Origin of the sequence: Tahibacter harae (assembly GCF_024437735.1) — a bacterium.
GTDB classification, from domain to species: Bacteria; Pseudomonadota; Gammaproteobacteria; order Xanthomonadales; family Rhodanobacteraceae; genus Tahibacter; species Tahibacter harae.
In genome coordinates, this window is record NZ_JANFQO010000001.1 from 262,577 (window position 1) to 285,376 (window position 22,800).

At 70.3% G+C, this 22,800-nt stretch carries 23 protein-coding genes; 11 read left to right on the plus strand and 12 right to left on the minus strand.

All coding sequences use genetic code 11. The features are described from left to right. Positions 1-25: 25 nt before the first annotated feature. Positions 26-1,243 (minus strand): M24 family metallopeptidase, encoded by a 1,218-nt coding sequence (locus NM961_RS01140; RefSeq protein WP_255910368.1) that lies wholly within the window; start codon positions 1,241-1,243, stop codon positions 26-28. A gap of 166 nt (positions 1,244-1,409) precedes the next feature. On the opposite strand from NM961_RS01140, the gene NM961_RS01145 reads away from it, so the two are divergent. After that, entirely contained in the window at positions 1,410-1,976 is a 567-nt protein-coding gene (locus NM961_RS01145) for a helix-turn-helix domain-containing protein (RefSeq protein ID WP_255910370.1), read from the plus strand. 53 nt (positions 1,977-2,029) lie between these two features. Then, positions 2,030-2,716, plus strand: a complete 687-nt coding sequence (locus NM961_RS01150; protein WP_255910372.1) for a potassium channel family protein — start codon at positions 2,030-2,032, stop codon at positions 2,714-2,716. Between the two features lie 33 nt (positions 2,717-2,749). Here the strand turns inward: NM961_RS01150 and NM961_RS01155 are convergent, their stop codons facing one another. The 3 genes from NM961_RS01155 to NM961_RS01165 form a co-directional block, all read right to left on the minus strand. After that, the gene (locus NM961_RS01155) at positions 2,750-3,343 is read right to left on the minus strand and encodes a hypothetical protein (RefSeq protein ID WP_255910374.1); all 594 of its coding nucleotides are present in this window, start codon (positions 3,341-3,343) and stop codon (positions 2,750-2,752) included. Between the two features lie 185 nt (positions 3,344-3,528). After that, positions 3,529-3,906 (minus strand): hypothetical protein, encoded by a 378-nt coding sequence (locus NM961_RS01160; RefSeq protein ID WP_255910376.1) that lies wholly within the window; start codon positions 3,904-3,906, stop codon positions 3,529-3,531. Positions 3,907-4,236: 330 nt separating this feature from the next. Beyond that, on the minus strand, positions 4,237-4,986 hold the full coding sequence (locus NM961_RS01165) for a hypothetical protein (protein ID WP_255910378.1): 750 nt from the start codon (positions 4,984-4,986) through the stop codon (positions 4,237-4,239). 265 nt (positions 4,987-5,251) lie between these two features. Here NM961_RS01165 and NM961_RS01170 point away from each other — a divergent pair, with 265 nt between their 5' ends. Then, positions 5,252-5,965, plus strand: coding sequence for a methyltransferase domain-containing protein (locus NM961_RS01170; RefSeq protein WP_439334182.1), 714 nt, complete (start codon positions 5,252-5,254; stop codon positions 5,963-5,965). Positions 5,966-6,023: 58 nt separating this feature from the next. Here NM961_RS01170 and NM961_RS01175 read toward each other — a convergent pair whose 3' ends face one another. After that, on the minus strand, positions 6,024-6,866 hold the full coding sequence (locus NM961_RS01175) for a polysaccharide deacetylase family protein (protein WP_255910380.1): 843 nt from the start codon (positions 6,864-6,866) through the stop codon (positions 6,024-6,026). A gap of 184 nt (positions 6,867-7,050) precedes the next feature. Here NM961_RS01175 and NM961_RS01180 point away from each other — a divergent pair, with 184 nt between their 5' ends. Next, complete coding sequence (locus NM961_RS01180; protein WP_255910382.1) at positions 7,051-7,617, plus strand: isochorismatase family protein; 567 nt, start codon at positions 7,051-7,053, stop codon at positions 7,615-7,617. Next, positions 7,614-8,594 (plus strand): GlxA family transcriptional regulator, encoded by a 981-nt coding sequence (locus NM961_RS01185; protein WP_255910384.1) that lies wholly within the window; start codon positions 7,614-7,616, stop codon positions 8,592-8,594. The genes NM961_RS01180 and NM961_RS01185 overlap by 4 nt, the downstream gene beginning before the upstream one ends. Before the next feature lie 62 nt (positions 8,595-8,656). Here the strand turns inward: NM961_RS01185 and NM961_RS01190 are convergent, their stop codons facing one another. Continuing rightward, positions 8,657-10,141, minus strand: a complete 1,485-nt coding sequence (locus NM961_RS01190) for a hypothetical protein (protein WP_255910385.1) — start codon at positions 10,139-10,141, stop codon at positions 8,657-8,659. A gap of 675 nt (positions 10,142-10,816) precedes the next feature. Here NM961_RS01190 and NM961_RS01195 point away from each other — a divergent pair. After that, positions 10,817-11,521: a nucleotide-binding protein gene (locus tag NM961_RS01195; protein WP_255910386.1), complete on the plus strand. Its 705-nt coding sequence runs from the start codon at positions 10,817-10,819 to the stop codon at positions 11,519-11,521. A 591-nt stretch (positions 11,522-12,112) separates the two neighbouring features. Here NM961_RS01195 and NM961_RS01200 read toward each other — a convergent pair. From NM961_RS01200 to NM961_RS01210, 3 genes are read right to left on the minus strand one after another with little or no spacing between them, the layout of a single operon-like run. After that, the gene (locus tag NM961_RS01200; protein WP_255910387.1) at positions 12,113-12,697 is read right to left on the minus strand and encodes a 2OG-Fe(II) oxygenase; all 585 of its coding nucleotides are present in this window, start codon (positions 12,695-12,697) and stop codon (positions 12,113-12,115) included. Next, positions 12,697-13,056, minus strand: coding sequence for an MmcQ/YjbR family DNA-binding protein (locus tag NM961_RS01205; RefSeq protein WP_255910388.1), 360 nt, complete (start codon positions 13,054-13,056; stop codon positions 12,697-12,699). Before NM961_RS01205 ends, NM961_RS01200 begins: the two co-directional genes overlap by 1 nt. Beyond that, positions 13,053-13,370 carry a hypothetical protein gene (locus tag NM961_RS01210; RefSeq protein WP_255910389.1) on the minus strand — a complete coding sequence of 106 codons (318 nt, stop codon included), beginning with the start codon at positions 13,368-13,370 and terminating at the stop codon, positions 13,053-13,055. The genes NM961_RS01205 and NM961_RS01210 overlap by 4 nt, the downstream gene beginning before the upstream one ends. Before the next feature lie 141 nt (positions 13,371-13,511). Between NM961_RS01210 and NM961_RS01215 the strand changes: the two genes are divergently transcribed. Further along, a complete protein-coding gene (locus tag NM961_RS01215) occupies positions 13,512-15,461 on the plus strand; it encodes a sulfatase-like hydrolase/transferase (protein WP_255910390.1) in 1,950 nt (649 codons plus the stop codon). Here NM961_RS01215 and NM961_RS01220 read toward each other — a convergent pair. After that, positions 15,428-15,958, minus strand: a complete 531-nt coding sequence (locus tag NM961_RS01220; protein ID WP_255910391.1) for a GNAT family N-acetyltransferase — start codon at positions 15,956-15,958, stop codon at positions 15,428-15,430. The genes NM961_RS01215 and NM961_RS01220 overlap by 34 nt on opposite strands. 171 nt (positions 15,959-16,129) lie before the next feature. After that, on the minus strand, positions 16,130-16,945 hold the full coding sequence (locus tag NM961_RS01225; protein ID WP_255910392.1) for a helix-turn-helix domain-containing protein: 816 nt from the start codon (positions 16,943-16,945) through the stop codon (positions 16,130-16,132). A gap of 279 nt (positions 16,946-17,224) precedes the next feature. On the opposite strand from NM961_RS01225, the gene NM961_RS01230 reads away from it, so the two are divergent. The 4 genes from NM961_RS01230 (at position 17,225) to NM961_RS01245 (ending at position 21,967) form a co-directional block, all read left to right on the plus strand. Then, positions 17,225-17,722 carry a hypothetical protein gene (locus NM961_RS01230; RefSeq protein ID WP_255910394.1) on the plus strand — a complete coding sequence of 166 codons (498 nt, stop codon included), beginning with the start codon at positions 17,225-17,227 and terminating at the stop codon, positions 17,720-17,722. Between the two features lie 371 nt (positions 17,723-18,093). After that, on the plus strand, positions 18,094-19,089 hold the full coding sequence (locus NM961_RS01235; RefSeq protein WP_255910397.1) for a hypothetical protein: 996 nt from the start codon (positions 18,094-18,096) through the stop codon (positions 19,087-19,089). Between the two features lie 9 nt (positions 19,090-19,098). Beyond that, on the plus strand, positions 19,099-19,770 hold the full coding sequence (locus tag NM961_RS01240; RefSeq protein ID WP_255910399.1) for an RNA polymerase sigma factor: 672 nt from the start codon (positions 19,099-19,101) through the stop codon (positions 19,768-19,770). Position 19,771: 1 nt separating this feature from the next. Then, positions 19,772-21,967 (plus strand): serine/threonine-protein kinase, encoded by a 2,196-nt coding sequence (locus NM961_RS01245; protein ID WP_255910401.1) that lies wholly within the window; start codon positions 19,772-19,774, stop codon positions 21,965-21,967. 73 nt (positions 21,968-22,040) lie between these two features. Here NM961_RS01245 and NM961_RS01250 read toward each other — a convergent pair whose 3' ends face one another. Next, the gene (locus NM961_RS01250; protein ID WP_255910403.1) at positions 22,041-22,703 is read right to left on the minus strand and encodes a hypothetical protein; all 663 of its coding nucleotides are present in this window, start codon (positions 22,701-22,703) and stop codon (positions 22,041-22,043) included. Between the last annotated feature and the right edge of the window lie 97 nt (positions 22,704-22,800).

Here is a 22,800-nt window from a genome sequence, read left to right on the forward strand (position 1 = left end):
GGAGCAACGCTAGCGCAAAACGGACTCAGGCGGCGATGCCGAAGGGATCGTCTATCGAATGCGCCGGCTGGGTGAACCAGCGCGGGCCCTGCTCAGTCATGTAGAAATGGTCTTCATGGCGGATGCCGAACTCGCCCGGCACGCAGATCATGGGCTCGTTGGAAAAACACATGCCGGCCGCCAGCGGCGTGCGGTCGCCGCCGACCAGGTAAGGCCATTCGTGGATGTCCAGGCCTATGCCGTGGCCGGTACGGTGCGGCAGGCCCGGCAAGGCATAGCCCGGGCCCAGGCCCTGGGCTTCCAGATACTGCCGCGCGGCCGCATCGACCGCCTCGCAGGGCACGCCGGGCCGGGCCGCGGCGAAGGCGGCGGCCTGGGCAGCTTTTTCCACATTCCAGATTTCGCGCTGGCGCGCCGTGGGTTCGCCGAAGACATAGCTGCGCGTGATGTCGGACATGTAGCCGTGCACCAGGCAGCCGGTGTCGATCAGCACCATGTCGCCGCGCTGCAGCGCCTTGGGCGTCTTCACGCCGTGGGGGAAGGCGCTGTCCGGACCGAACAGCACGATGCAGAAATACGAGCCGGACGCGCCGACGCGGCGGTGCGCCTCGTCGATGAAATCTTCCACCTCGGCCGCGCTGATGCCTTCGTACAGCATGCTGGCCACGGCCTTGTGCACGGCCAGGGTCATGTCGTGGGCGCACTGCATCAGGGCGATCTCGCTGGCCGATTTGCGCATGCGGCAGCCGGCGGTGACCGCCTTGGCATTCACCAGCTGCAGCTGCGGCGCCAGCTGGCGCAGGCCGTCGACGGTGAAGAACGGCGTGCTCTCGCACAGGCCCAGGCGCGCGTCCGCGGCGACGCCGTGGGCGGTCAGGCGCTGCAGCACCAGTTCGTAGGGGCTCTCGTGCTCGTGCCAGGTGTGGATAGCGCCAGGCACCACCTGGTAGCCGCGCACCGTGCCTTCCTCGAAAGCCGGAGCCAGGTATTCCAGCTCGCCTTCGGCCGGCAGCAGGGCGCCGACCAGGCGTTCGCTGGACCGCCAGACCAGGCCGCTGAAATAGCGCAGGCTGGTGCCGGCATGCAGGTACAGCGCAGCCAGGCCTTGCTCGCGCAGCAGCGCCTGGGCGCGCGCGATGCGCGCGCGGTATTCGTCCAGGCCTATCGGCGCCACGCCGTCGTTCATGCGGTGCAGGCCGGCCAAGGCCGCTTCGCGGCTGCTGCCGCCGATACCCAGGGTCATTGCAGGATTCCCGCCATGGCGCGCCGCGCCGGATCGGTCGAAATTACGTCCGACTAAAATTCAGGTCAAATGAAATCTTAGGTCCCACTAAAATTCGCCCACGCTCCAGCCTGCCCCTAAACTGCCATCCACCGCGCCGGGGCGCTTACGCAGACAGGGAGGCGGCATGAGCATGGAGCAGATCGGCCAACGGCTGCGCCGCTACCGGCGCGCGGCCGGCAAGACCTTGCTGGAAGTCGCCACCGAGGCCGGCCTCTCGGCTGGCTTCCTGTCCCAGGCCGAGCGCAATCTGTCGGGCCTGTCGATCACCTCGCTGGCCGCCATCGCCAAGGCGCTGAACGTGCCGCTGCGCCTGCTCATCGACCAGCCGCCGCAGCCCTCGCCCGATTCCCACGCCGGCCAGCGCCTGCGCTATTCCACCAGCGACCGCGGCCAGAGCTACGAACGCCTTTCCAGCAGCTTCCCCGGCAGCCAGATCAATGCGGTGAAGATGACCCTGCCGGTGGGCTACGAATCCGAGGAAGTCGCCCACGGCGGCGACGAATTCGCCTACGTGCTGTCGGGCTGCGTGCGCTATCGCATCGCCGGCGTGGACTATCTGCTGCGCAGCGGCGATTCGCTGCATTTCGACAGCCGCCAGCTGCATCTGCTGGCCAATGCCGGCGAGCAGACGGCGGAAATCGTCTCGGTGGGCACCCTGGCCATCTTCGACGATACGCCGGCAACTCCGTAGCCCGCGCCGCGCGGCGCCATCGTCAGCCCACTTCCCTTCGCCCACGGATCCCGATGCAAACACCGCGACTGCTGCGCCGCCACCCATCCGCCCTGCTGCTGGCCGCGCAGCTGGCCAGCCTGGTGCTGTATCCGCTGACCGACGCGAACGAGGACGGGCGCATCCTGTTCGGCGCCATCGGCGTGGTCGCCGTGTCGCTGTCCGTATGGGTGGTGGACCGCAGCCCCGCGCGCACCTGGATCGCCCTGCTGCTCGCGCTGCCGGCCGTAGGCATGACGCTGGCCGCGATCCTCTTCGACAGCAACGCGCTGCTGGTGCATTCGGCCCTGCTCGAATCCGCGCTGTACTTCTACGCCGCCGGCAGCCTTATCGCCTACATGATGCGCGACCACCGCGTCACCAGCGACGAATACTTCGCCGCCGGAGCCACTTTCACCCTGCTCGCCTGGGGCTTCGCCTATGCGTTCTTCGTCTGCCAGGCCTGGTATCCGGACAGCTTCACCGGCCTGCGTGCGCCGCAGGAGCCGCGGCGCTGGATGGAGCTGCTGTTCCTGAGCTTCACCACGCTCTCGGGCGTGGGCATAGGCGACGTGATCCCGCTGGGCATGCCGGCGCGCGCCCTGGTCATGCTGGAGCAGTTCGCCGGCATCGGCTATATCGCCGTGGTGGTGTCGCGCCTGATCGGCCTGGGCATGCTGCGCATCTCGCGGCGCGCGGAACAGGAACAGGACAAGGGCTGAGGGGCAGGCCGCAACCCGCGGCCCCGCGCCGTTTCACTGCAGCGCTTCCTCGCCGACCATCGCCACGTACAGGCCCAGCAGAACCAGCAGCCAGAGCAGCACGCCGACTACCATCCAGACGATATTGGCCGCGGTCAGCGTATTGTTGCTTTCGCCCTGCGGATCGCCGGCAGCGGAATTGGCCGCCTTCTGCGCCGCGAGCAGCGGGAACATCACCGCCGGCACCATCAGCAGCGAGGCGAAGTCAGTCAGCGGCGAGCCTATGTCGCGGTTCGCCATCTGGCCGATCAGCGAACTGACGATGGACAGGATCACATAAACCGTCGCCGTGCCCGCCGCATTCCAGACGTGGCGCACGGCGCTGGACTGGAGCACGCAGTCGATCTCCGCGAACAGGGAATGGGTGAAGAAGATGGAGAAAATCGCACGCGGCACCGGCCAGACATTCAGGTTGTGCTGGCGCTTGATCAAGGCCCAGTTCTGGTAGAACCAGTACAGCGCGTACATGCCCACCGTGAACAGGTACAGCAGGACGAACTTGCGCGGGGAGACGATGTAGAAAGGCCGTCCCGCCGCGGGATCGTCGTCCACGCGCGCGGCGGGGGGCTGGTAATAGTTGTCGGTCATGGCTGCGTCCAGGTTGCAGTGGGAAGGCGCCGTTGCGCCCGGCTAGCCTAGCAGGGCCGCCGGTCCGCGCAACGCGGGTGACCCTGGCGAAGGCGGCTGCGCGGGCAACGGCGCCAGCCCCGATCCGGCAATACGGAGCCGCCATCTGCGCGGCCCCGGCGGCGCCCGACTCCGCCGCGCCGGCGCTAGCGCGCAGCCGCCAGCGCGGCCACGCAAGCCGCCAGCGGCTTTGGAATTCCCGGCACGTTTTCAACAAGCCAGCGCGCGGTCGCGGCTTCGCCTTGCGGCAGGGCGAAACTGCCTATGGCTTCGACGAAACGCTGGCTGTGCGGATCGCCGGACCAGAACACGTAGCTCTCGTCCATGTTCCGCGCCGTCACCTGCAGCACGCGCCAGTCGCCGCTGCGCAGCGAGGCGTGCACGGCGACGCCGCGCACTTCCAGCTGACGCGCGGCCAGGGCGACCAGGCCGGGGCGCTCGGCCTCGTCCAGCGCGCGGTCCACGCCGGCGCAAGGTTCCGCCGCCGGCGCCACGAGGAAGGCCAAAGCCAGCCAGAGATTCATGCGCATGCTCCCCAGGGTCCTGCCGCGACTGTGGCAGCAAAAACCGGCACCGGCACCATGGCAATGGTGCAGAGATTGCGCATAGGCCAGGAGCCGCACCGAATCGCGGATCAGCCGGAACTGGAGCATCGGGCACGGCGCGCAGCGGCCTCCTGTTGCCGCCGCACCGCGATGGCAAGGAATTCATGGCCTGCCGGAGTTCGCCCCGGCGCCTGCTCAGCGCACCGGCGGCATCGGCGGCGTACCACGCAGATCCGATACCCGGACGATCGCCCCGCCAGCGCCGCCGCTCAATCCCGGCGGCACAACGCAATCGCCAGCCCGCCCGTCTCAGCGAAACAGCGCCAGCAATCCCAGTCCCAGGTGATACCAGCCTGTGCCCAGGCCGAAGAACAGCAGCAGCAACAGGGCGAGCTGGCCGTTGAGCGGCCCGGCGACCAGTTCCTGCAGATGCGCGCCGAGCTGCTCCACCGCACTGATGCGCACCTTTTCCAGATCTATGCCGCCACCGCCCTGGGCGCCCTGCTCGGCGCGGAATGCGCGCAGCAGCCAGGTTTCCACTTTTTCCGTGACCAGCCGGCGCGCCTTGCGCAGCACCCAGGCGAACAGGCCGCGGCCGCGGTCGGTTTCCTCGCTGCCCAGGTAGCTGCGTATCGCCTGCTTGAGCTTTTCCTCCAGCGTGGCCAGCGGCAGGTTGGCCAGGCGCGTGCCCAGCTGCTGCTGCAACAGATCGATGACCCGGTCCACCACCTGGCGCACCAGGCCCCACTGCGCCTCCAGCGCCAGCGCCGCGCGGGCGACGCCGCGGTTCATGCCGTGCAGTCCGAACAGGAACAGGCCGGCCAGCGGCACCAGCACGAATACCGCCAGCCGCGGACCGCGCAGCAGGTCGGCCGCGCCGCCGGGCAGGGTCAGCCATCCCAGCAGCAGGCAGAGGCCGTCCGCGAGCAGGCCTGCCCCCAGGCCCAGCAGCGCCCACAGCAGCACGCGGGTAGGCACATGGCGGGCGATGGTCAGTGCGGCATTGCCGGCGCCGCCGAGCAGAGCGGCGGCCTGGGAGCGGAGCGGATCGGCGTTCATGGGTTTCGGAATTGGCGATTCGGGGTTCGCAAAGGCCCTGGATGCTGCAGGCTGTTGCGCTCAAGTGCAATTGCGGAAGTCCGCATCCGCAAGAGCGACGAGGCGCCGCGGTCCGCCGCAACGCAGCGCGAATCCCGAATCACCCATCCCGAACCACCGATCTCCTATCATCCCGGCCTGCTCCGCCTCCGTCCCGGGACTGCGACGCGCTACGCCGCCAAGCCGTCCGGAACGGCCGGCCCCTGCCCGCCACAAGGAAGATCGCATGCCTGCCACCGACGCCGCCGCGACCATGCCTTCGGCCGAGGCCGCGGCCATCGCGCGCGCCTTCCTGCCGGCGCGGCGCCTGGGCAATCGCACGGCGTATTACTACGTGCGCGGCAAGCTCGCCAGCGATCCGCTCTACGGCGGCATCTGCCACGCGCTGCGGACCAGCCGCGCGCCGTTGCTGGACCTGGGCTGCGGCCTGGGCCTGCTCGCCCATGCCCTGCGCCAGGCCGGGCTGGACCTGCCCTACCGCGGCGTGGACAACGATGCGCGCAAGATCGCCCTGGCGCGCACGGCAGCCGGGCGCAGGGAGCTGCGCGACGTCAGCTTCGATCTGGTCGACCTGGCCGCGGGCGCGCCGGCCCACCAAGGCAATGTCGCGCTGCTGGACGTGCTGCAGTTCATCTCGCCGCAGGCCCAGGACCAATTGCTCGATGCCGCCATTGCCATGCTCACGCCCGGCGCCTGCCTGGTGCTGCGTACTGGCCTGGAAGACGGCGGCTGGCGCGCGCGCGTGACCCGCTCGGTGGATAACCTGTCGCGCTGGGCCGGCTGGATGAATGCCGGGCCGCGCCGCTATCCCGATGCTGCCGAGCTGCGCGCGCGCTTTGCCGCAGCCGGGCTGCACAGCGAGTTCTCGCCGCTGTTCGGCCGCACGCCGTTCAACAACTGGCGCATCGTGGCGACCAGGCCGGCGAACGCCGCCGCGTAGTTGGAAAATCGCTCACGAATTCATTGAATCGCCGCGCGGCGGCCGGCGTGCGGCACACCTACACCGCCGCCCCACCCGCCGCCGCCGCGCTTTGCTGCGGCTCCAGCGCCTCGGGCTGCACGGTTGCATAGCCCTGCGCGCGCAGCAGCTCCAGTACCGCCGCGACGACGGCGACGCTGTTGCCGTGCGGCGCGCCCTCATGCAGCAGCACGATGGCGCCCGGCCGCAGCCCCTGGGCGATGCGCGCCGCGACGCGGGCCGGGTCCGCCTCGCGCGCATCGAAGCCGCGCGCGCACCAGGCCGCACGGGCCAGGCCCAGCGGCTTGAGCGCCGCGGCGACGAAGGGATTGGCCATGCCGACCACGGCGCGGAACCAGCGCGGCGGCGTACCGGCCAGCGCGGTGAGCGCCTGCTGCGCGCGCGCAACCTGGACCTGCATCGCCGCTGGCGGCAGCGCCCAGAACCACTTCTCCGGATGGCTGTAGCTGTGATTGCCCAGCTGATGGCCGCGGCGCAGGATTTCGCGCACCAGCCCGGGCCTGGCCTCGGCGCGTTCGCCGACGACGAAGAAACAGGCCTTGGCCTGGTGAGCGTCCAGCAGATCGAGCAGGGCCGGCGTATCGGCGGAAGGACCGTCGTCGATGGTCAGCCAGACCACGCGCTCGTCCGTGGGCAGGCAGGTGAGCACGGGACTGAACAGACGCGACTGCGGCCACAGGGTGGCCCAGAACACCGTTGCCTGTCCGCCCAGCAGCAGCGGCAGGCCCCAGCGCCAGCCCCACTGCCACCAGACCGCGAGCGCGCCCAGCTGGGCGGCGCCGAAGATCCAGGCCCAGGCCTGCGCAAAACGTGGCGGGCGATGCAGCTTCAGGCGCGGCGGCGACTCGGCAGTCTCGGTCATGCGGACACGTTTTCCTCGCGCGGCCGGCGCGCCGCCGCCGGATCCTAGCGCAAGCCGCGGGGCAGCGTGGACGCCGTCCCGTCCCTTGATGGCGCGATCTGTCCGTTTCTGGTCCTCGCCCGGCGTTTCGGCGCCGCCCGGCCGCGGCGAAGATGGACTACCATCAACTCAACCGGAGCACACCATGTCCGACTCAGCCACCGCGCTCATCGTCATCGACGCGCAGGAATCGTTCCGCCACCGTCCCTATTGGAGCGACGCCGATGTGGCGGCGTATATTGACCGCCAGCAGGCCCTGATCGACGGCGCACAGCGGCAGGGCATCCCTGTCGTGCAGATCTTCCATGTCGAAGCCGAAGGGGCCTTCTCCCTGGCCTCGGGCTGGGTGCGCGCACTGGAGCCGCTGCGGCTGCAGCCCGCCGCGGTGTTCCACAAGACCCGCCACAGCGCCCTGGTCGGCAGCGGCCTGGATGTGTGGCTGACCGAACACGGCATACGCCGCCTGCTGATCAGCGGCATACGCACCGAGCAATGCTGCGAGACCACCACCCGGCACGCCTCGGACCTGGGCTACGCCGTCGATTTCGTCAGCGAAGCCACCCTGACCTTCGCCATGCGCGACGCCCGCGGCCGCGACTGGAGCGCGGCGGAGATCAAGGCGCGCAGCGAACTGGTGCTGGACGGCCGCTTCGCCCGCATCGTCAGCGTGGCGCAGGCCCTCGCCGGCAACCCGCAGCGTCATGCCGCATGAACAGGGCGCGGCGGATACCCGTATGGGTGGTGGTGCCGCCGCGCTGCCTGCTGCTGGATCTGGCCGGCCCGGCCGAGGTACTGCGCCGGGCCAATGTCGAGCAGCAGGAATTGCAGTTTGAAGTCCGCTATCTTGCCGCGCGCCCGGCGCTGACCAGCTCCATAGGCCTGCAGCTGGCCGGACTGCAGCCGCTGCCGGCCGCGCTGCCCGGCGAGGCCAACGTGCTGGTCTGCGGCAATGTGGACGATGTTGCCTTTGCACCGCCTGGCGATCGCCCCCGCGACGATGCCGACGAGGCGCTGATCGTGGACTGGCTGCGCCGCTGCGTGCGGCCGCAGCACCGCCTGCTGTCGATCTGCTCCGGCAGCCTGCTGGCGGCCCGCGCCGGCCTGCTCGACGGCCACGCCTGCACCACGCATTTCAGCTGCCTGGACGCGCTGCGCGCCGCCGCGCCATTGGCCCGGGTGCAGGACAACCGCCTGTTCGTCGAAGACGGCAACCGTGCCAGCAGCGCCGGCGTCACCGCCGGCATCGACCTGCTGCTGCACTGGGTGGCCGGACTGACCTCGCCGGCCTGCGCACTGGCGGTGGCGCGCCACTTGGTCGTCTACCTGCGCCGCAGCGGCGCCGATCCGCAGCTGTCGCCGTGGCTGGAAGGCCGCAACCATATCCATCCGGCGCTGCACCGCGCCCAGGACCTGATCGCCGCCGCACCGCAGCAGCCCTGGAGCCTGGCCCGCCTCGCCCGCGTGGCCAGCACCAGTCCGCGCCATCTCTCGCGCCTGTTCAACGAACACGCCGGCATGAGCCTGCCCGACTACGTCAACCGCCTGCGCGTGGCGCTGGCGCGCGAGCTGCTCGCGCATACCCGGCTGGACATGGAGCGCGTGGCCGAACGCAGCGGCTTCGGTTCGGCGCGCCAGCTGCGCCGCGCCTGGTCGCGCTCGCAGCCGGGCACGCCGCGCCAGACGCGCTGAAAAAACAGCGGCGGCGGAACACCTCCGCCGCCGCCGTGACCTTCCCTGGCCGTCCCGCCGGATCAGTTCGGGTCAAGCGCGCAGCAATAGCCCTCGTCCTTGGTATCCACGAACGGCGCCTCGACCGCGCTGATGCCCGTCAACACTTTCACCGGCGGGGTGAAGCGCTCGTACGGCAGCTGCGCCGGCGACCAGTCCTGCGTCCATTCGCGCACGCACTGGGTCTTCTTGTTGGGATCGGTCTGCACCAGGTAGAAATCCTGGTTGTCGCCGCTGCCGTCCCAGTCGGTGAAGGTGCTGCCGGCCATCACGAAGCGCGAACCCTTGTTGTCGATCGCGAACAGGTTCTCGCGCTGCGGGCTCTGCGTGCTGTAGCGGAACTGGCCGCCGACCGGGCTCAGGTTGGCGTCGGTGGCGGTCAGCGCGAAGCCGTCCCCCTGGGTGACGCTGCCGCTGATCGCGCCGGTGGCGACGATGCTGGGCGGGAACAGCGTGGTCGTCGGCGGCGATTCGACCACGTCGTAGGCAATGGCGCCGTCCTGCGGATCGCGCCACACCGACTGCACCAGCGGCACGCAGGCGCCGGCGCTGAAGCGGGTCAGGTAGACCGAGGCGGGGCCCAGCGTCGCACTGGCCGGCTGGGTCGCGCCGACCAGCACGCTCTCGGCGGCGAAATTGCCGATGCTCAGCGCGGTGATGCCGTAGTAGTCCTCGTTGGCGTTGTCGGCCGTACCCAGCAGGGCGTTGCACACCGGCGCGCCATTGAAGGCGACGCGGAACATCAGTCCGCGGCGGTCCGCCACCCAGCTGGTGCCGCGCGCGGCGGAGCCTGCGACGACGATATCCGGCTGGCCGCCGCTGGCCGACTTGTTCTCGGTGAGCGCGCGGAAACGCAGGCCCAGCGGCTGGTTGGGCTGGCTGTAGGCATGGTTGAACACCAGCCCGCCCGCGGCGGTCACGCGCGCGATGCGGCCGTGCACCGCGCCAGCCGGCGCGGCCAGGTTCTCGTCGCCGACCACGATCAGCTGGCTCACCACACCGGTGACACCGCCAGCCTCGACGATGTCATAGCCCACCGCGCGATTGCCCGTGGCCTGGTTGGGCAGCACGCGCGCCCACAGCGGCTTGCCGTCGCAGTCAATGCGCATCACATAGATGAACGTATCGACCAGGTTGGGCGAGCGCCGCACCGTGCCGGTCAGTGCGAAACCGCTGCCGTCGCGCAGTTCCACCACCGCATTGGCCGTGCTGTTGTTGCTGCCGGCGATGCGGTAGGCGCGCTGCCACAGCGCCGCGCCGTTGTCGTTCACGCGCGTGGCGCGCGCCTCGATGCCGTTGCTGACGCGGCGCGTGCCGACCACGATGCTGCCCTTGTTCGGGCAACGGTTCACGGCTTTGACGTCCTCGCCGCCATCGTTGGCCGGCTGCTCGCCGTAATAGCTTTCAAAGTTCTGCGCCTGGGCCAGCGGCGCCAGCAGGCCCAGCAGCGGCAGGGCCAGCAGGCCGGCCAGCTGCGCACGCAGCGGATTTCCTTTCAGGGTTTTCATGCAAGATCTCCGTCAACTGCGGGTTGTCATTGCGAAAATTGCAGGACACGACGCCCCCTTCACGCCGTGGGGACAGAACACCCGCGCCCCCGCCGCGATGCCCTCTCCGTATCGAACGCCGCCCCTGGCGCCATCCGAACAGTGTGCATAAGCACAATGCGAGAGGATGATAAACCGCAACATTTGCAAATATGCATACGCAATGCACAGCCGCACGGGCTCATGCTTCACGTCCGGCGGCGGAAGCCGGTCACACAATTCCGGCGGACCAGGCCGGCGCGGCAATTCCGCGCCGCGGCAGGCCCGGCGAAATCTCAATGGCTTGGCGGAGATTGCTGCGGCACTATCCCGCTTTGGGGAAAAACGCCCGCGCGACCGGGTCGGATTGCACCCGGTGCTTCTGCCGACGAACCGCCGGGCCCGGGTGCCCCGCGGCGGCGCAATCCGCCCCGCGCCGGCACAGTTGAGACAATTCCTCGAAGTATTCGCCTGAGCTTTGTCCGGCAAGGAAAAACCGTGATTTCCCCTGATGCGGGAAAGGCGCGTCTGGCCTAAGATCGGAGCCGGGTACGGTCCTGCCGGCACGGGAGTCGCCGCCGTACTTCGCCGGCTCCGGCCGGTGCAGACCGCCGCCTGCCGTGCCGGAAGCACGCCCGCCGGCGCAAGGGGCCAGCCATGTTCCGCATCCTGATCGCCAACAGCAAAGGCGGCTGCGGCAAGACCACCGTCACCAGCACGCTGGCCGGCTACTACGCCCGCAGCGGCCGCCAGACCTGCCTGATCGACTGTGACCCGCAGGGCTCGTCCCTGGCCTGGTGCCAGCAGCGTCCGGCCCACCGCCCGCCGCTGCGCGCCATGGCCGGCAACGATTCCGGCCACGGCCTGGGCGCCGGCTGGGTGCTGCGTCTGCCGGCGCAGACCCAGATCCTGCTGATCGACACACCCGCCGGCCTGCGCGCCCACGAATTCGCCCCATTCGCCCGCCACGCCGATGTGCTGCTGGTGCCGCTGGTGCCCTCGGCCCTGGACCTGCGCGCCAGCCTCGCCTTCCTCGACCACGTGCGCCGCCTGCCCGAAGTGCGCCGCGGCGAGCTGCGCGTGGGCCTGGTCGCCAACCGCGTGCGCGAGCGCGCCATGTCCACGCGCGAACTCGACGCCACATTGCAGCGCATGACCCAGATCGCCCTGGCCCGCGTGCGCGACGCGCAGATCTACGTGCGCAACGCCGCCCTGGGCCTGAGCCTGTTCGAGGACGACGGCAGCGCCGCCCGCAGCCACCGCGAAGACTGGGCGCCCCTGCTCGCCTGGCTGCAGCAGCGCGAAACCGAGCGCAGCAGCAGCGGCAAGGTCGCGTTTCTGCCGGCACGGCAGTCAGGGTGAGTTCGGGATTCGGGATTCGGGATTCGGGATTCGGGATTCGGGATTCGGGATTCGGGATTCGGGATTCGGGATTCGGGATTCGGGATTCGGGATTCGGGATTCGGGATTCGCAGGGAGTGTGCGGCGGAATCCGGAGTTTCCGGCAAGTGAAATTTGCCGGATTTCTTCGAGAAAAAGCGAAAGCTCCCTCTCCCCCAAGCTCGCTTGGGGGAGAGGGCCGGGGTGAGGGGGCAACGACCAACGCGCCTCTACGTCTGGATTTTCGCCAAAATCTTCAACACGAAAAGAACACCGCGAAAACCGGAGTTCTTCGCAACCTGAAGCGTCCCCTCACCCGACCCTCTCTCCCAAACAAGTTTGGGAGAGAGGGCTTTCCAAGGCGGGATTCAAGCTTCGGCACACCAGCCACCCGGAAAACCAAGGCAAGCGTTCCTGCAGACGGCCCTGCACTCGAATCCTTGATCCCCAATCCCCACGCCACTTCCACGAAACCGCCCCCCAGTCGCGAATCTCGACTCCCGAAAGCCGAACCCGGACCCCGATCCCTGCAACCGAACTTCCCTCCCGATCATCCGAACCTCAAATCCCGGATCACGCCCCCTCGACCACAGCCCCGTGAAACCAGCTCGCCACGCTATACCGCCGCCCATGCACCACCGGCAGCACCTCATGCGTGGTCTCCGCACGGAAAGCCAGCAGGCTACCGGCGGCGGGCACTTCGCGGCAAGGCTCGCCACCGCCGCGCGGATGGAACAGCAGTTCGCCGCCGCCGTAGCTGCCATCGCACGGCGCATCCGCGGCGGCGTTGAGCAGCAGGATCACCGATACGCGCCGCGTCAGCGACGCATCGCGCAGCAGCGGCGTATTGCCGTCCTGGTGGGCGACGAAAAAATCGCCGGTCTCGTAGCGCAGGAACTGGGCCGCTTCACAACGGCCCAGCGCGACATCGAAGCATTCCTGCAGCCGCGGCCGCAGCGACTGCAACAGATCCATGGCCTGGGCATGCAAGGGCGGCGGCGCCTGCAAGCGGGCCGCGCGGCGCATCTGCGGCGCAACGCGGCCGCCGTAGTGGTTATCCAGCACCTGGGCCGGAGCGGCGCCGGCCTGTTCCAGCTGCGCCAGCCAGTCCAGGCACTGGGCCGGCGTGAGCAGGGCGGCGATACGCAGCAGATCCATTATTCCAGCCCCAGGGCGAGACGCCGGCGCCGGCTCAGTGAATGCACGGCGTGGCGGTACGACCAGCCGACCAGTTCGCGCAGGTAGTCCGGCGGAAATTCTTCCACCTTGACGATGGTGACCCAGCGGAAGCGCGCCATGTAGCGCGCCGGTTTCACTCCGGGCATGTCGGTGAGTTCGACGAAGCGCTCCGGCGTCACGCGCAGGCTGAAGCGCCAGCGTTCGGGTTCGCTGGTCTTGAACCAGGCGAAGTTACGCCCGCCCACCGAATAGACCAGGATATTGCTAGGCTCACCCAGCAGGCGTTCTGTGCTGGCCGGCAGCCGGCGCAGATAGTTCTTCAGCTGCTGCAGTTTCATCCGGCGCGGCGCGGCAAGAAAGACAGGCCGGCAAAGCTACACGCTGCGGCGGCGGCTGCAAACCGCCGGCGGCGCAGATGCGGCGGAAACCGGCCGGGCCGGACCGCTGCCGCCCTCGGGCGCAGCCCTGTGCGCAGCGAGCGGCGGCGGCCAATATCGCCGCCGCGCGCTGCGGCCAGAACCAGCGCGGCGGCGCTCGGCAATCGCATGGCTGTCGCTGCGCGCAGATACCGGAACCCCATGCCGACAACGCCATGCGCGCGCATGGCCGCGAATCGCGCGGAAAGCCGCGGCGGCGCCGCAACGGCATTCATAGCCGCGTATCGGGCGGCGCGGCACCGCAGTCCATCGCCCGCCAGGGCGCCGGACTCGAATACACTTTGCCCGCTAGTGCTTTTTTCAAAGCCGGCACGAAATCCACAAACGCCGTCCAGCCGCCGCCAGAGGGAAAACCCATGCAGACTGCCAGCCGCCGTCCCAATATCCTGCTGATCCTGGTCGACCAATTGCGCTTTCCGCGCTACGCCTACGGCGCCGGCGGCGGTTTCGCGCCGGATCTGAAGGACATCGTCGGCGTGCAGGGCAGCACGCAGCAGTCCAACAGCTATCGCGACTACTTCCCCGGCCTGTGGTCGCTGCGGCGCGACTCGGTGGTGCTGCGGCGGCATACCATCGCCGCCTCGGCCTGCACGCCCAGCCGCGCCACCCTCTTCACCGGCCAGTACGGCACGCGCACCGGCGTGACCCAGACGGACGGCCTGTTCAAGAACGGCGACGCCGAGGCGTTTCCCTGGCTGGCCGCCGACGGCATTCCCACCCTGGGCCACTGGTTCCGTGCCGCCGGCTATCGCACCCACTATTTCGGCAAGTGGCATGTGAGCAATCCGCCGCAGCACAACCTCGAGGAATACGGCTTCGAGGACTGGGAGCTGTCCTGGCCGGAGCCGCATGGCTCCAGCATCAACAACCTCGGCGCCTACCGCGATTTCGGCTTCGCCGACCTGGTCTGCGGCTTCCTGCGCGGCCAGGGCCTGGCGCTGGACTACAACCGCCGCCTGGCGCAACAGCAGCAGACCGCACCGCTGGCGCCGCCGCCCTCGACCGAGCCCGAACCCTGGCTGGCCGTGGCGTCCTTCACCAATCCGCACGATATCGCCACCTATCCCGGCCTGCCGCGCGGGCTGGATCCGAACGCGCCCAAGTTCGGGCCGCTGCCGGTGCCCAACGCCGGCACCTTCAGCAATCCGCCCCAGGGCGGCAGCCTGCGCTTTGATCTCAACCCGCACGGCTTCCCGCAGGACAACGCCGCGAACGCGCCCAGCCTGCACGACGACCTTCGCAACAAGCCCGCCTGCCAGTACGACTACGCCTACAAGATGGGTCTGGCCCTGGCCAGCAAGACCGGCGTCAACGCCGGCGACCAGACCGGCCGCGATCCGCTGGACCTGGCCCTGCTCTCGGGCATTCCGTTCCAGCTCACTGCCGATCCGGACCAGGCCGCGCTGAATTTCGTCCAGTACTACGCCTGGCTGCAGCACCTGGTCGACGGCCATATCCACCGCGTGCTGACCACGCTGGACGAATCCGGCCTGCGCGAGGACACCGTGGTGGTATTCCTGGCCGACCACGGCGAATACGGCGCCGCGCACAATTACATGCTGGAAAAATGGCATACCGCCTACCAGGAAGCGCTGCACGTGCCGGTAGTGGTGCAGTCGCGGCGTTATCACCAGGGCGAGGAGCCGCGCCAGATCGACGCGCTGACCAGCCATGTCGATATCCTGCCCACCCTGCTAGGCCTGGCCGAGATTCCGCCGCAGGAAGTCGAGCGCATCGCCGCCGAACTGCGCCGCACCCGGCCCGTGCCGCCATTCGCCGGCGCCGACCTGGCGCCGCTGATCCGCGGCTGGACCGATCACGTCAAGGAAGCCGACGGCAGCCCGCGCGAAGGCGTGCTGTTCGCCACCGACGACGAGATCACGGAACCGCTGCAGGCCGGCGCCGATCCGCACGAATTCCATTCTTACCGCGAATACAAGCTGTTCCTGCAGATGGTCGATACCGTGCGCACCGGCGACACGCGCATCCCGCACAGCGGCCCGGTACCGCGCCTGGCGCCGGGGCCGGTGCGCCAGCCCAACCATGTGCGCTGCGTGCGCTCGGGCGAATGGAAACTGGTGCGCTATTTCGATCCGTCCGGCCGGGAAGCCGATCAGTGGGAGCTGTACGACCTGGAGCACGACGGCTGCGAGATGACCAATCTGCTGGTGACCGACGCCGTCTTTCCCACGCCCATCGCCGCGCTGCCGCCGCAGTACACCGACGCGGGCATCCGCGCCACCGCGCAGCGCCTGCACGCGCTGCTGCGGCGCTACGAGGCCGAGAAGCTTTCCTGGCCGGCCTGAGCGCGTCGCCAGGCGTCCCGCGTCAGCTGGAACACCAGGCAGTCGTCCGCGCCGAAACGGCGCGGACCCACGGCCTCGAAACCGAGCCGGCGGTAGAAAGCGTGGGCGCGGGTGTTGCTCGCCAGCGGATCGATCAGCACCGCGCTCACGTCCTGCGCCGCGAAGCAGCGCGCCAGCGCCTGCGCCATCATCTGGCTGCCCAGGCCGCGGCCGAGGTAGGCGGCCTCGCCTATCCAGATATCGACGGCGCGCAGGCCGGCGGCGATGTCGCCCCAGTAATGGCTGTCCTCGCGCGCCGGGTCGATGATCTGCACGAAGCCAATCGGCACGCCATCGGCCTCGGCGATCAGCTGTTCGCGCCAGTCCACTTCGCGGCCCAGTTCTTCTTCCCAGCCCCAGTCGTCGTTGGGATCGGCGGCGATCACCTGGGGCTGCTCGTCCCAGTGGCGCAGCAGAGCCAGATCGGCGGGCGTGGCGGGGCGCAGGCGGATTTGCATGGAACAGTCTCCGGAACCGGGGAAGTGCGAACTGCGGGCCGCCGGCGCAGTGCGCAAGAGGCGCGCAGATGACGCCAGGACGCGGGTGCGGCCGACGCGCGGAATGGCCCGGCCAGGCTGCCGTTTCCGGTGCAGGATCAACCGCGCGGCGCCGCTGCCGCCGTCGCGGTTTCAACCCACCGCCGCGCCGTCGCGGAACCATTGCTCTGTCGCCGCATCCGCCGGCACCAGAAATTCCACCCGCAGATGCTCCACGCGCGTATCCAGCGGCGCGTGCAGGCTGGCGATGACGACGAACAGGGCCAGGCGCACCGCGTCGAAGCGATAGCGCAGCAGCACCACCGGCGCCGCCTGCGCAGCCGGATCGTTCTGCAGCAGCTGCTTCACTTCCGGATTGGCCGCCAGTTGCGCCACCAGTTCGTCCAGCTCGGGCCGGCGCAGCTGGGCGTGCTCGGCCATGTAGCGGCGCAGCAGGCAGGCGGCGGCCTCGCTCCAGTTTTCCAGCCGCTCGCGCCGCGCGCCGGGGCGCAGCATCAGCTCGAACACGTTGTCGCGCGGCACTTCGCGCAGCGGTTCGCCGCGCACCGCCGACCACAGCCGCGCGGCGCCGCGATTGCCCTGTTCTATCCAGGCGCCATCGCGCAGCAGCAAGGCGGGAAACGGCTCGTGCGCGTGCAGGAAGGCCTGCATGGCGCGGCCGACCAGATCCGGCTCGGGCGCGGGCTTGGCATCCGGCTGGTACAGCGGCGCGAAACCGGCGGCGAGCAGCAGCTGGTTCTGCCGGCTCAGGCACAGCCCCAGGGCGGCGCTGAGCGCCAGCACCACGCCGCGGCCGGGCCGGGCGCGGCCGCTTTCGAGAAAACTCAGATGCCGCTGCGAGATGCCGGCCAGCAGCGCCGTCTGCAATTGCGAACGCCCGGCGCTGCGCCGGTGCACGCGCAGTACGGCGGGGAAATCGTCGGCGGCGGGAACCAGGTCGGCACGCATGCGGCAGTCGGCACGAAGCAGAGGCGCGCCATGCTAGTGCAGCGCTGCCGCCGCAGCGGACACGGCCGCGGCCGAAAGCGCAGCAGCGCAACACCGCGCCATCCGGCCGCGCGGCGCGGTCATGGTCATTTCTGCACATTGCGATTTTCCGGAAATTGCGCAGTCGCCGCGGCCAGTCCCGCCGCAGCGCGGCGATTACCTGCGCGGTAATTGGCGCCATCCGGCCGCGGCGCCGAGGCTGGCGCCGCGGCCACCCTGCGCCGTCAACGGAGAATCGCCATGAAGCACACGACCGCCACCTGCCTCGCCCTGGCCCTGCTGCTCGCCGCCCAGGCCGCCGCCGCCGACGACACGGATCCGAATTCGCACCAGCCGCGCTGCCGTCCGCTGCGCGGCCTCATCGTCGACAGCCAGGTCACCGAGGGCTGCACCAGCCCGAACGGCTTCTGCGCCGCGGGCACGGTCGACGCCAATCAGGGCTTCAACGGCACCACGTATTTCGTGATGGACGGCGCCGTGCGCGGACCGGCCAGCGCGCCGGGCACGCTGGGGACTTCGGGCCTGCTCACCTACACGCTGCGCCACGGCACCTTGATCGTGCGCGAAAGCGGGCTGTCCGGCCTGCGCGTGGGTACGGACGGCTATTTCGCCGCGTTCCAGCAGGTGCTGTCGGGCACCGGCCGCTACGAAGGCGCGACCGGCTATGCCTACGTGCTGGGCCAGGCCCTGCCGGATCATTTCGAGGCGGAGATCCAGGGCGAGCTGTGCACGCGCTGAACTCGCAGGAACGCAGCGCGGGCGGGCACCGCGCCCGCGCTTGAAGGCATCGCCGCCGCCCGCGCTCCGGGCGGCGGCGGACGACGGTTACGCCGCAGAAAAAACCGCACGGGCTGCCACGCTCGCCGCCCCGCATCCGTCTGTTCCGCTTTTGCGCGCCGCTGCAGCGACGCCGCCGCACAGGCCCGGCGGTGGTCGCGTGCAGCGGCGCTTTTTTCCATCGCCGCGCAACCAGGGCCGCCCGGATTCCACGGCTGGCGACGCAGGCGCCATCGGCAAGCCTGCGCCCGCTCCGGCCAATGCGCCTGTCATCGTCGCCGCCCTGTCCGTATTAGCTCAGTGGCAAGCCCACTCAACTGACGGAGAAACCCATGCGCCATCTGCCCCGCCGCCGGCTGTCCGCACTGCTGTTCGCCGCCCTGCCCCTGGCCGCCGCGGCCCAGCCGGCGGATACGGCCACGACCGAACTCGCGCGCAGCGCCGCCGCCCAGGCCCAGGCCTACCGCCGCCAGCAGAGCGCGCGCCTGGCCGCGGCGACGGACCGCGACAGCCTGATCGCCGCGGTGCTGCTGGCCCTGCCGGCCGATGTGGAGCACGCGCCCGACGACGCCGCCGCCGCGCCGCTGCAACGCCTGCAGCAGCGCTATCCCGACGACCCGCTGGCGCTGTACACCGCGGCCCTGGTCTGCCATCTGCGGCCGGATTGCAGCGACGCCGGTGCCGCAACGCGGCTGCAGGCGCGCGCTCCGGCCAATGCCGTGCACTGGCTGCTGCAGCCGGCCATGGGCAGGCCCACGGCCGCGCAGCTGCAACAGGCCGCGGCGGCCGGCGGCGCGCAGCCGCATCTGGGCGAATTCGTCGCTATCGTCGGGCGCGTGCTGGACGGCCAGCCCGCACCGCAAGCGGAACACGATCCCGCCGCCCTCGCCGCGCAGTTGCGCGTGGATGCAATCGACGCGCTGCCGCAGCCGCGCTTCGCGGCCATGTTGCAGGCATGCAAGGACGCGGCTGCCGCCAAGGACTGCCGCACGCTGGGCCAGCGCCTGCTGCACGACGCCCAGGGCAGCATCCTGTCGCGCATGATCGGCAGCACGCTGCTGCGCCGCCTGGCCAAGGGCGGCGCCGAGGAAACCGCCGCCAGGGCGTTCCGCCGCGACTATGTCTGGCTGGGCGGGCACGAGCTGGGCCGCGGCAGCACCGAAGGCCGCGCGCGCCTGCAGCGCGATCTTGCCGCCTACGGCGAATGGCAGGCGCTGCAGCGCGCCGCGAGCGCGGCCGGCATCGCCGCGAGCGCGCCGGAAGGCTGGATGCCGGCCGATCCGCAGCAACTGCTGCTGCCGGAAGAACGCCAGCCGGCCAGCCGCTAGACTGGCCCCATGGCGGCCTTTCCCACCACGCGCTGGAGCCTGATCCGCGCCAGCCGGCAGCCGCCGCGCGATGCCGCGGCGGCCTGGTCGGCGCTGGTGCGCGACTACCAGCCGGCCATCGTCGCCTATTTTCGCCGCAGCCCGCTGGCGCGCGAGGCGGAGGACCTGGCGCAGGAATTCCTGCTCGCGTCCATGCAGGCCGGCTGGTGGTCGCGCGCCGACGACCAGGCCGGCAGTTTCCGCCGCTTCCTGCTCGCCCTGCTCGGACGCTTCCTCGCCAACCGCCGCGACAACGCTGCGCTGCGGCGCGAGGTGCCGGGCGGCGAGGCCATGGAAATCGCCACGGAGGATTCACCCGAAGCCGAGTTCGATCTGCAATTCGCCCTCTGCCTCACCCGCCAGGCACTGGCCGCGCTGCGCGAACGCTATGCCGCGGAAGGCCGCGCGGCGCTGCTCGATCAGCTGCAACCCTGGCTGGTGGAGACGCCGGCCCACGGCGAACTGGCCGCCGTCGCGCAACAGCTGGCGCTGGCGCCGAATACGCTGGCGGTGCAGCTCAAGCGTCTGCGCGAACGTTTCCGCCAGGCAGTGCGCGACGCGCTGGCCGAACTCTGCCTGGACCGCGCCCAGGCCGCTGCGGACCTCGCCGCGCTGCGCCAGGCGCTGACGCGGAGCGGCTGAGATGCAGGCCGCCGACGCCACCTTGCTGCAACTCGCCCGCGGTGCCCTGCTGGCCGACGATCCGGCCGATTCGGTACTGGCCGCGCTGGATCTGGACGACCCGCAGCAGCGCCGCTTCGGCGACTACGAACTGCTGCAGCGCCTGGGCCGCGGCGGCATGGGCGTGGTGTTCCGTGCGCGCCAGCTCAGCCTGCAGCGCGAAGTCGCGCTCAAGGTCATCGCCGGGCTGGGCGAGGACGCAGCCGCTGTCGCGCGCTTCCTCGGCGAAGCCCGCGCCGCGGCGCAGCTGCATCATCCGCATATCGTGCCGGTGTACGAAGTCGGCCTGATCGGCGATGTGCATTTCTTCTCCATGCCGCTGGCCGCGTCCACGCTCGCCACGCAGCTCGACGGCAGGGCGCTGGCGCCCGCCGCCGCACTGGAACTGATGCTGCAACTGGCCGGCGCGGTCGGCTATGCCCACAGCCTGGGCCTGCTGCACCTGGATCTGAAACCCGACAACGTGCTGCTGGACGAACAGGGCCGCGCGCAGATCGCCGATTTCGGACTGGCGCTGGCGTTCGATCCGCAGCGCCTGGCGCCGGCGCAGGAAATCTCCGGCACGCCGGCCTACATGGCGCCGGAGCAGCGCGATCCGGCGCTGGGCCCGCTGGGGCCGGCCAGCGACGTCTACGCCCTGGGCGCGATGCTGCTGCAATTCCTCGGCGGCCGCCTGCCCGATGCCGCCGGGCGCGACGCGCTGCTGGCCGGGCTCGACGCAGACCTGGGCGCGATCTGCCGCCATTGCCTGAACGAGGATCCGCGCCGGCGCTATGCCAGCGTGGCCGAATTCGCCACCGACCTGGCCCGCGCCCGCGACGGCAATGCAGTCAGCGTGCGGCCGCGGCGCTGGGCCGAACGCGCCTGGCGCGGCCTGCGCCGGCACCCGGCGCTGAGCCTTGCCGTCGCCGCGGCCCTGCTCGCGCTGTGCGCCGGCCTGGCCGCGACGGCCTGGCAATGGCAGCGCGCCCAGGCCGCACTGGCCGCGGCCGAGACCGCGCGCCAGCAGAGCAGCGCCCGCGCTGAACGCTTGCGCCAGCTGGCCGGGCTGATGGCTGCCAGCTTTCCCAGCGGCAGCGCCAGCGAAGCCCAGCGCCGCGCCGGCGCCGAGGCCGCCGTGGCCTGGCTCCGGCGCGAGACCGCCGATCCCGCCGCCCAGCGCGAACTGCTGGACGCCTTCGGCCAGGCCCTGCGCAGCGCCGGCAAGGACGACGCGGTGGAAACGCTGCTGGCCGAGATCATCCGCCAGCTCGGCCAGGACTACCGCCGCGCGCAATTGCAGCAGCTGATCGCCCGCGGCGACCGCGACAGCCTGATCGCCGCGGTGCTGCTGTCCAGCACCCAGCCGGAGCAGGCCGGGCTCGCCGCACAGGCGCGGACGCAGCTGCGCCAGGGGCATCCCGGCGACGTGGCCGCCCTGTCCGCACTAGCCCTGGCCTGTCATGTACAAAATAACAATTGCGAAGAAATACAGGATTTCCGCAACCTGACCCGGCTGGCGCCGGACAACGCGGTGCACTGGGTGCTGTGGCCGCAGGGCCTGGCCGAATCCGAGCGCGCGCTGGCCCGGCGCCTGGCCCAGGCCGCGGCCGCAACTACCTTCGACGACCACGCCGCAAGCCAGGCCGCCCTGCTGCAGCGCATGCTGCAGAAGCCGCCGCTGCCCGAATCGCTGCGCCAGCCGCTGCAGGCGGTGCTGGATCCGGCCGACATGGCCGCGTCCCTGCGCCGCACCGCCGTCGACGCCGTGCCGCTGCCGCGCTATGCGGATTTCGTGCGCCTGTGCCGGCCGGACTATGGCGCGCTCGCGCGCCAGCCGGGGCTGCGCGAACACTGCATCGCCTTTGCCCAGCGCGGGCTGACCGCACCCGGCGCCGCAGTGCTTTCGCGCATGGTGGCCAGCGCCATGCTGCGCCGCCTGTACAAGGGCCGGCCCGAAGCCGGGCCGGCCTACGCCGCGCGGCGCCAGTACGTCTGGCTGGCCGAGCAATTCACCCGCCGCCGCATCGACCCCGAGCAACTGCGCCAGGACTTCGCCCGCTACGGCGAGTGGCAGGCCATGGAACGCATGGCGCAGCGCCACGGCATCGCCGCCACGCCGCCAGCGGACTGGCAGCCGCAGGATCCGAAGATGTTGTTGCTCAGCGAAGATCGCTGAACGGGCCTCGGGATTCGCAGGCGGGCCGCCGCTGCGTCTACCAATCCCGGATCCTGTCATCCCGGATCCCTGCTCAATCCACACTGAAGCGCTGCAGCGCCACCGGCGTCAGATTGACGCCGAAGAACACGTTGTCGACATTCGCCATGGCGCCGCCGGCGGCGTTGTCGCGCATCAGGTATACGCGCAGCTGCGCGCTGGCCGCGGTCTTGGGCGAGACCAGGCTGGCCGGCGTGCCCGGCACGCCGGCGGGGAGGCCGCGCCAGGCGCTGTCGTCCAGCGGAAAATCCGTGCCTATCAGCAGCGACTGGCTGCCGCCTGTGCCCAGCGAGGCTTCGCAGGCCGGCGCGGAATAGAACGCCACCTCGATATGCACGCGCGCCTGGCCGGTGGGCTGCCCTGTGGGCAAAAGCACGCGCGCGCCGTAGTTGTAGCTCTGGCTGGGCACTACCGCGAAACACTGGCTCAGGCCGATGGCGACGCCGTTGCCGGCCTTGGCGCTGAGCAGGAACTGGGCCGAACCCGATCCGGCCACGCCGGCCACGTCGGCGCCGGTGTAGTTGCGCTGGCCGTTGGAGAGTTCCTGCGAGCCGTAATCGCTCCAGCTGTCCAGGCCGCCGCCGAAGCCGGGATTGCCGAGCAGGTTCTGCGCCGCCGCCGGCGCGCTGGCCAGGGCCGCCGTCAGCCCCGCCAGCAGTGCGCGGCGAATCACCGGTGTATTTCTGCCAAAGTCCATGAATGTCTTCCTGCCTGGTGAAAAACGCCGGCCGCGGGTCCGGGCCGGTCCGCAGGCATTAGCGGATTCGCCACGCGCCGACTGTCAGCACCGGCGG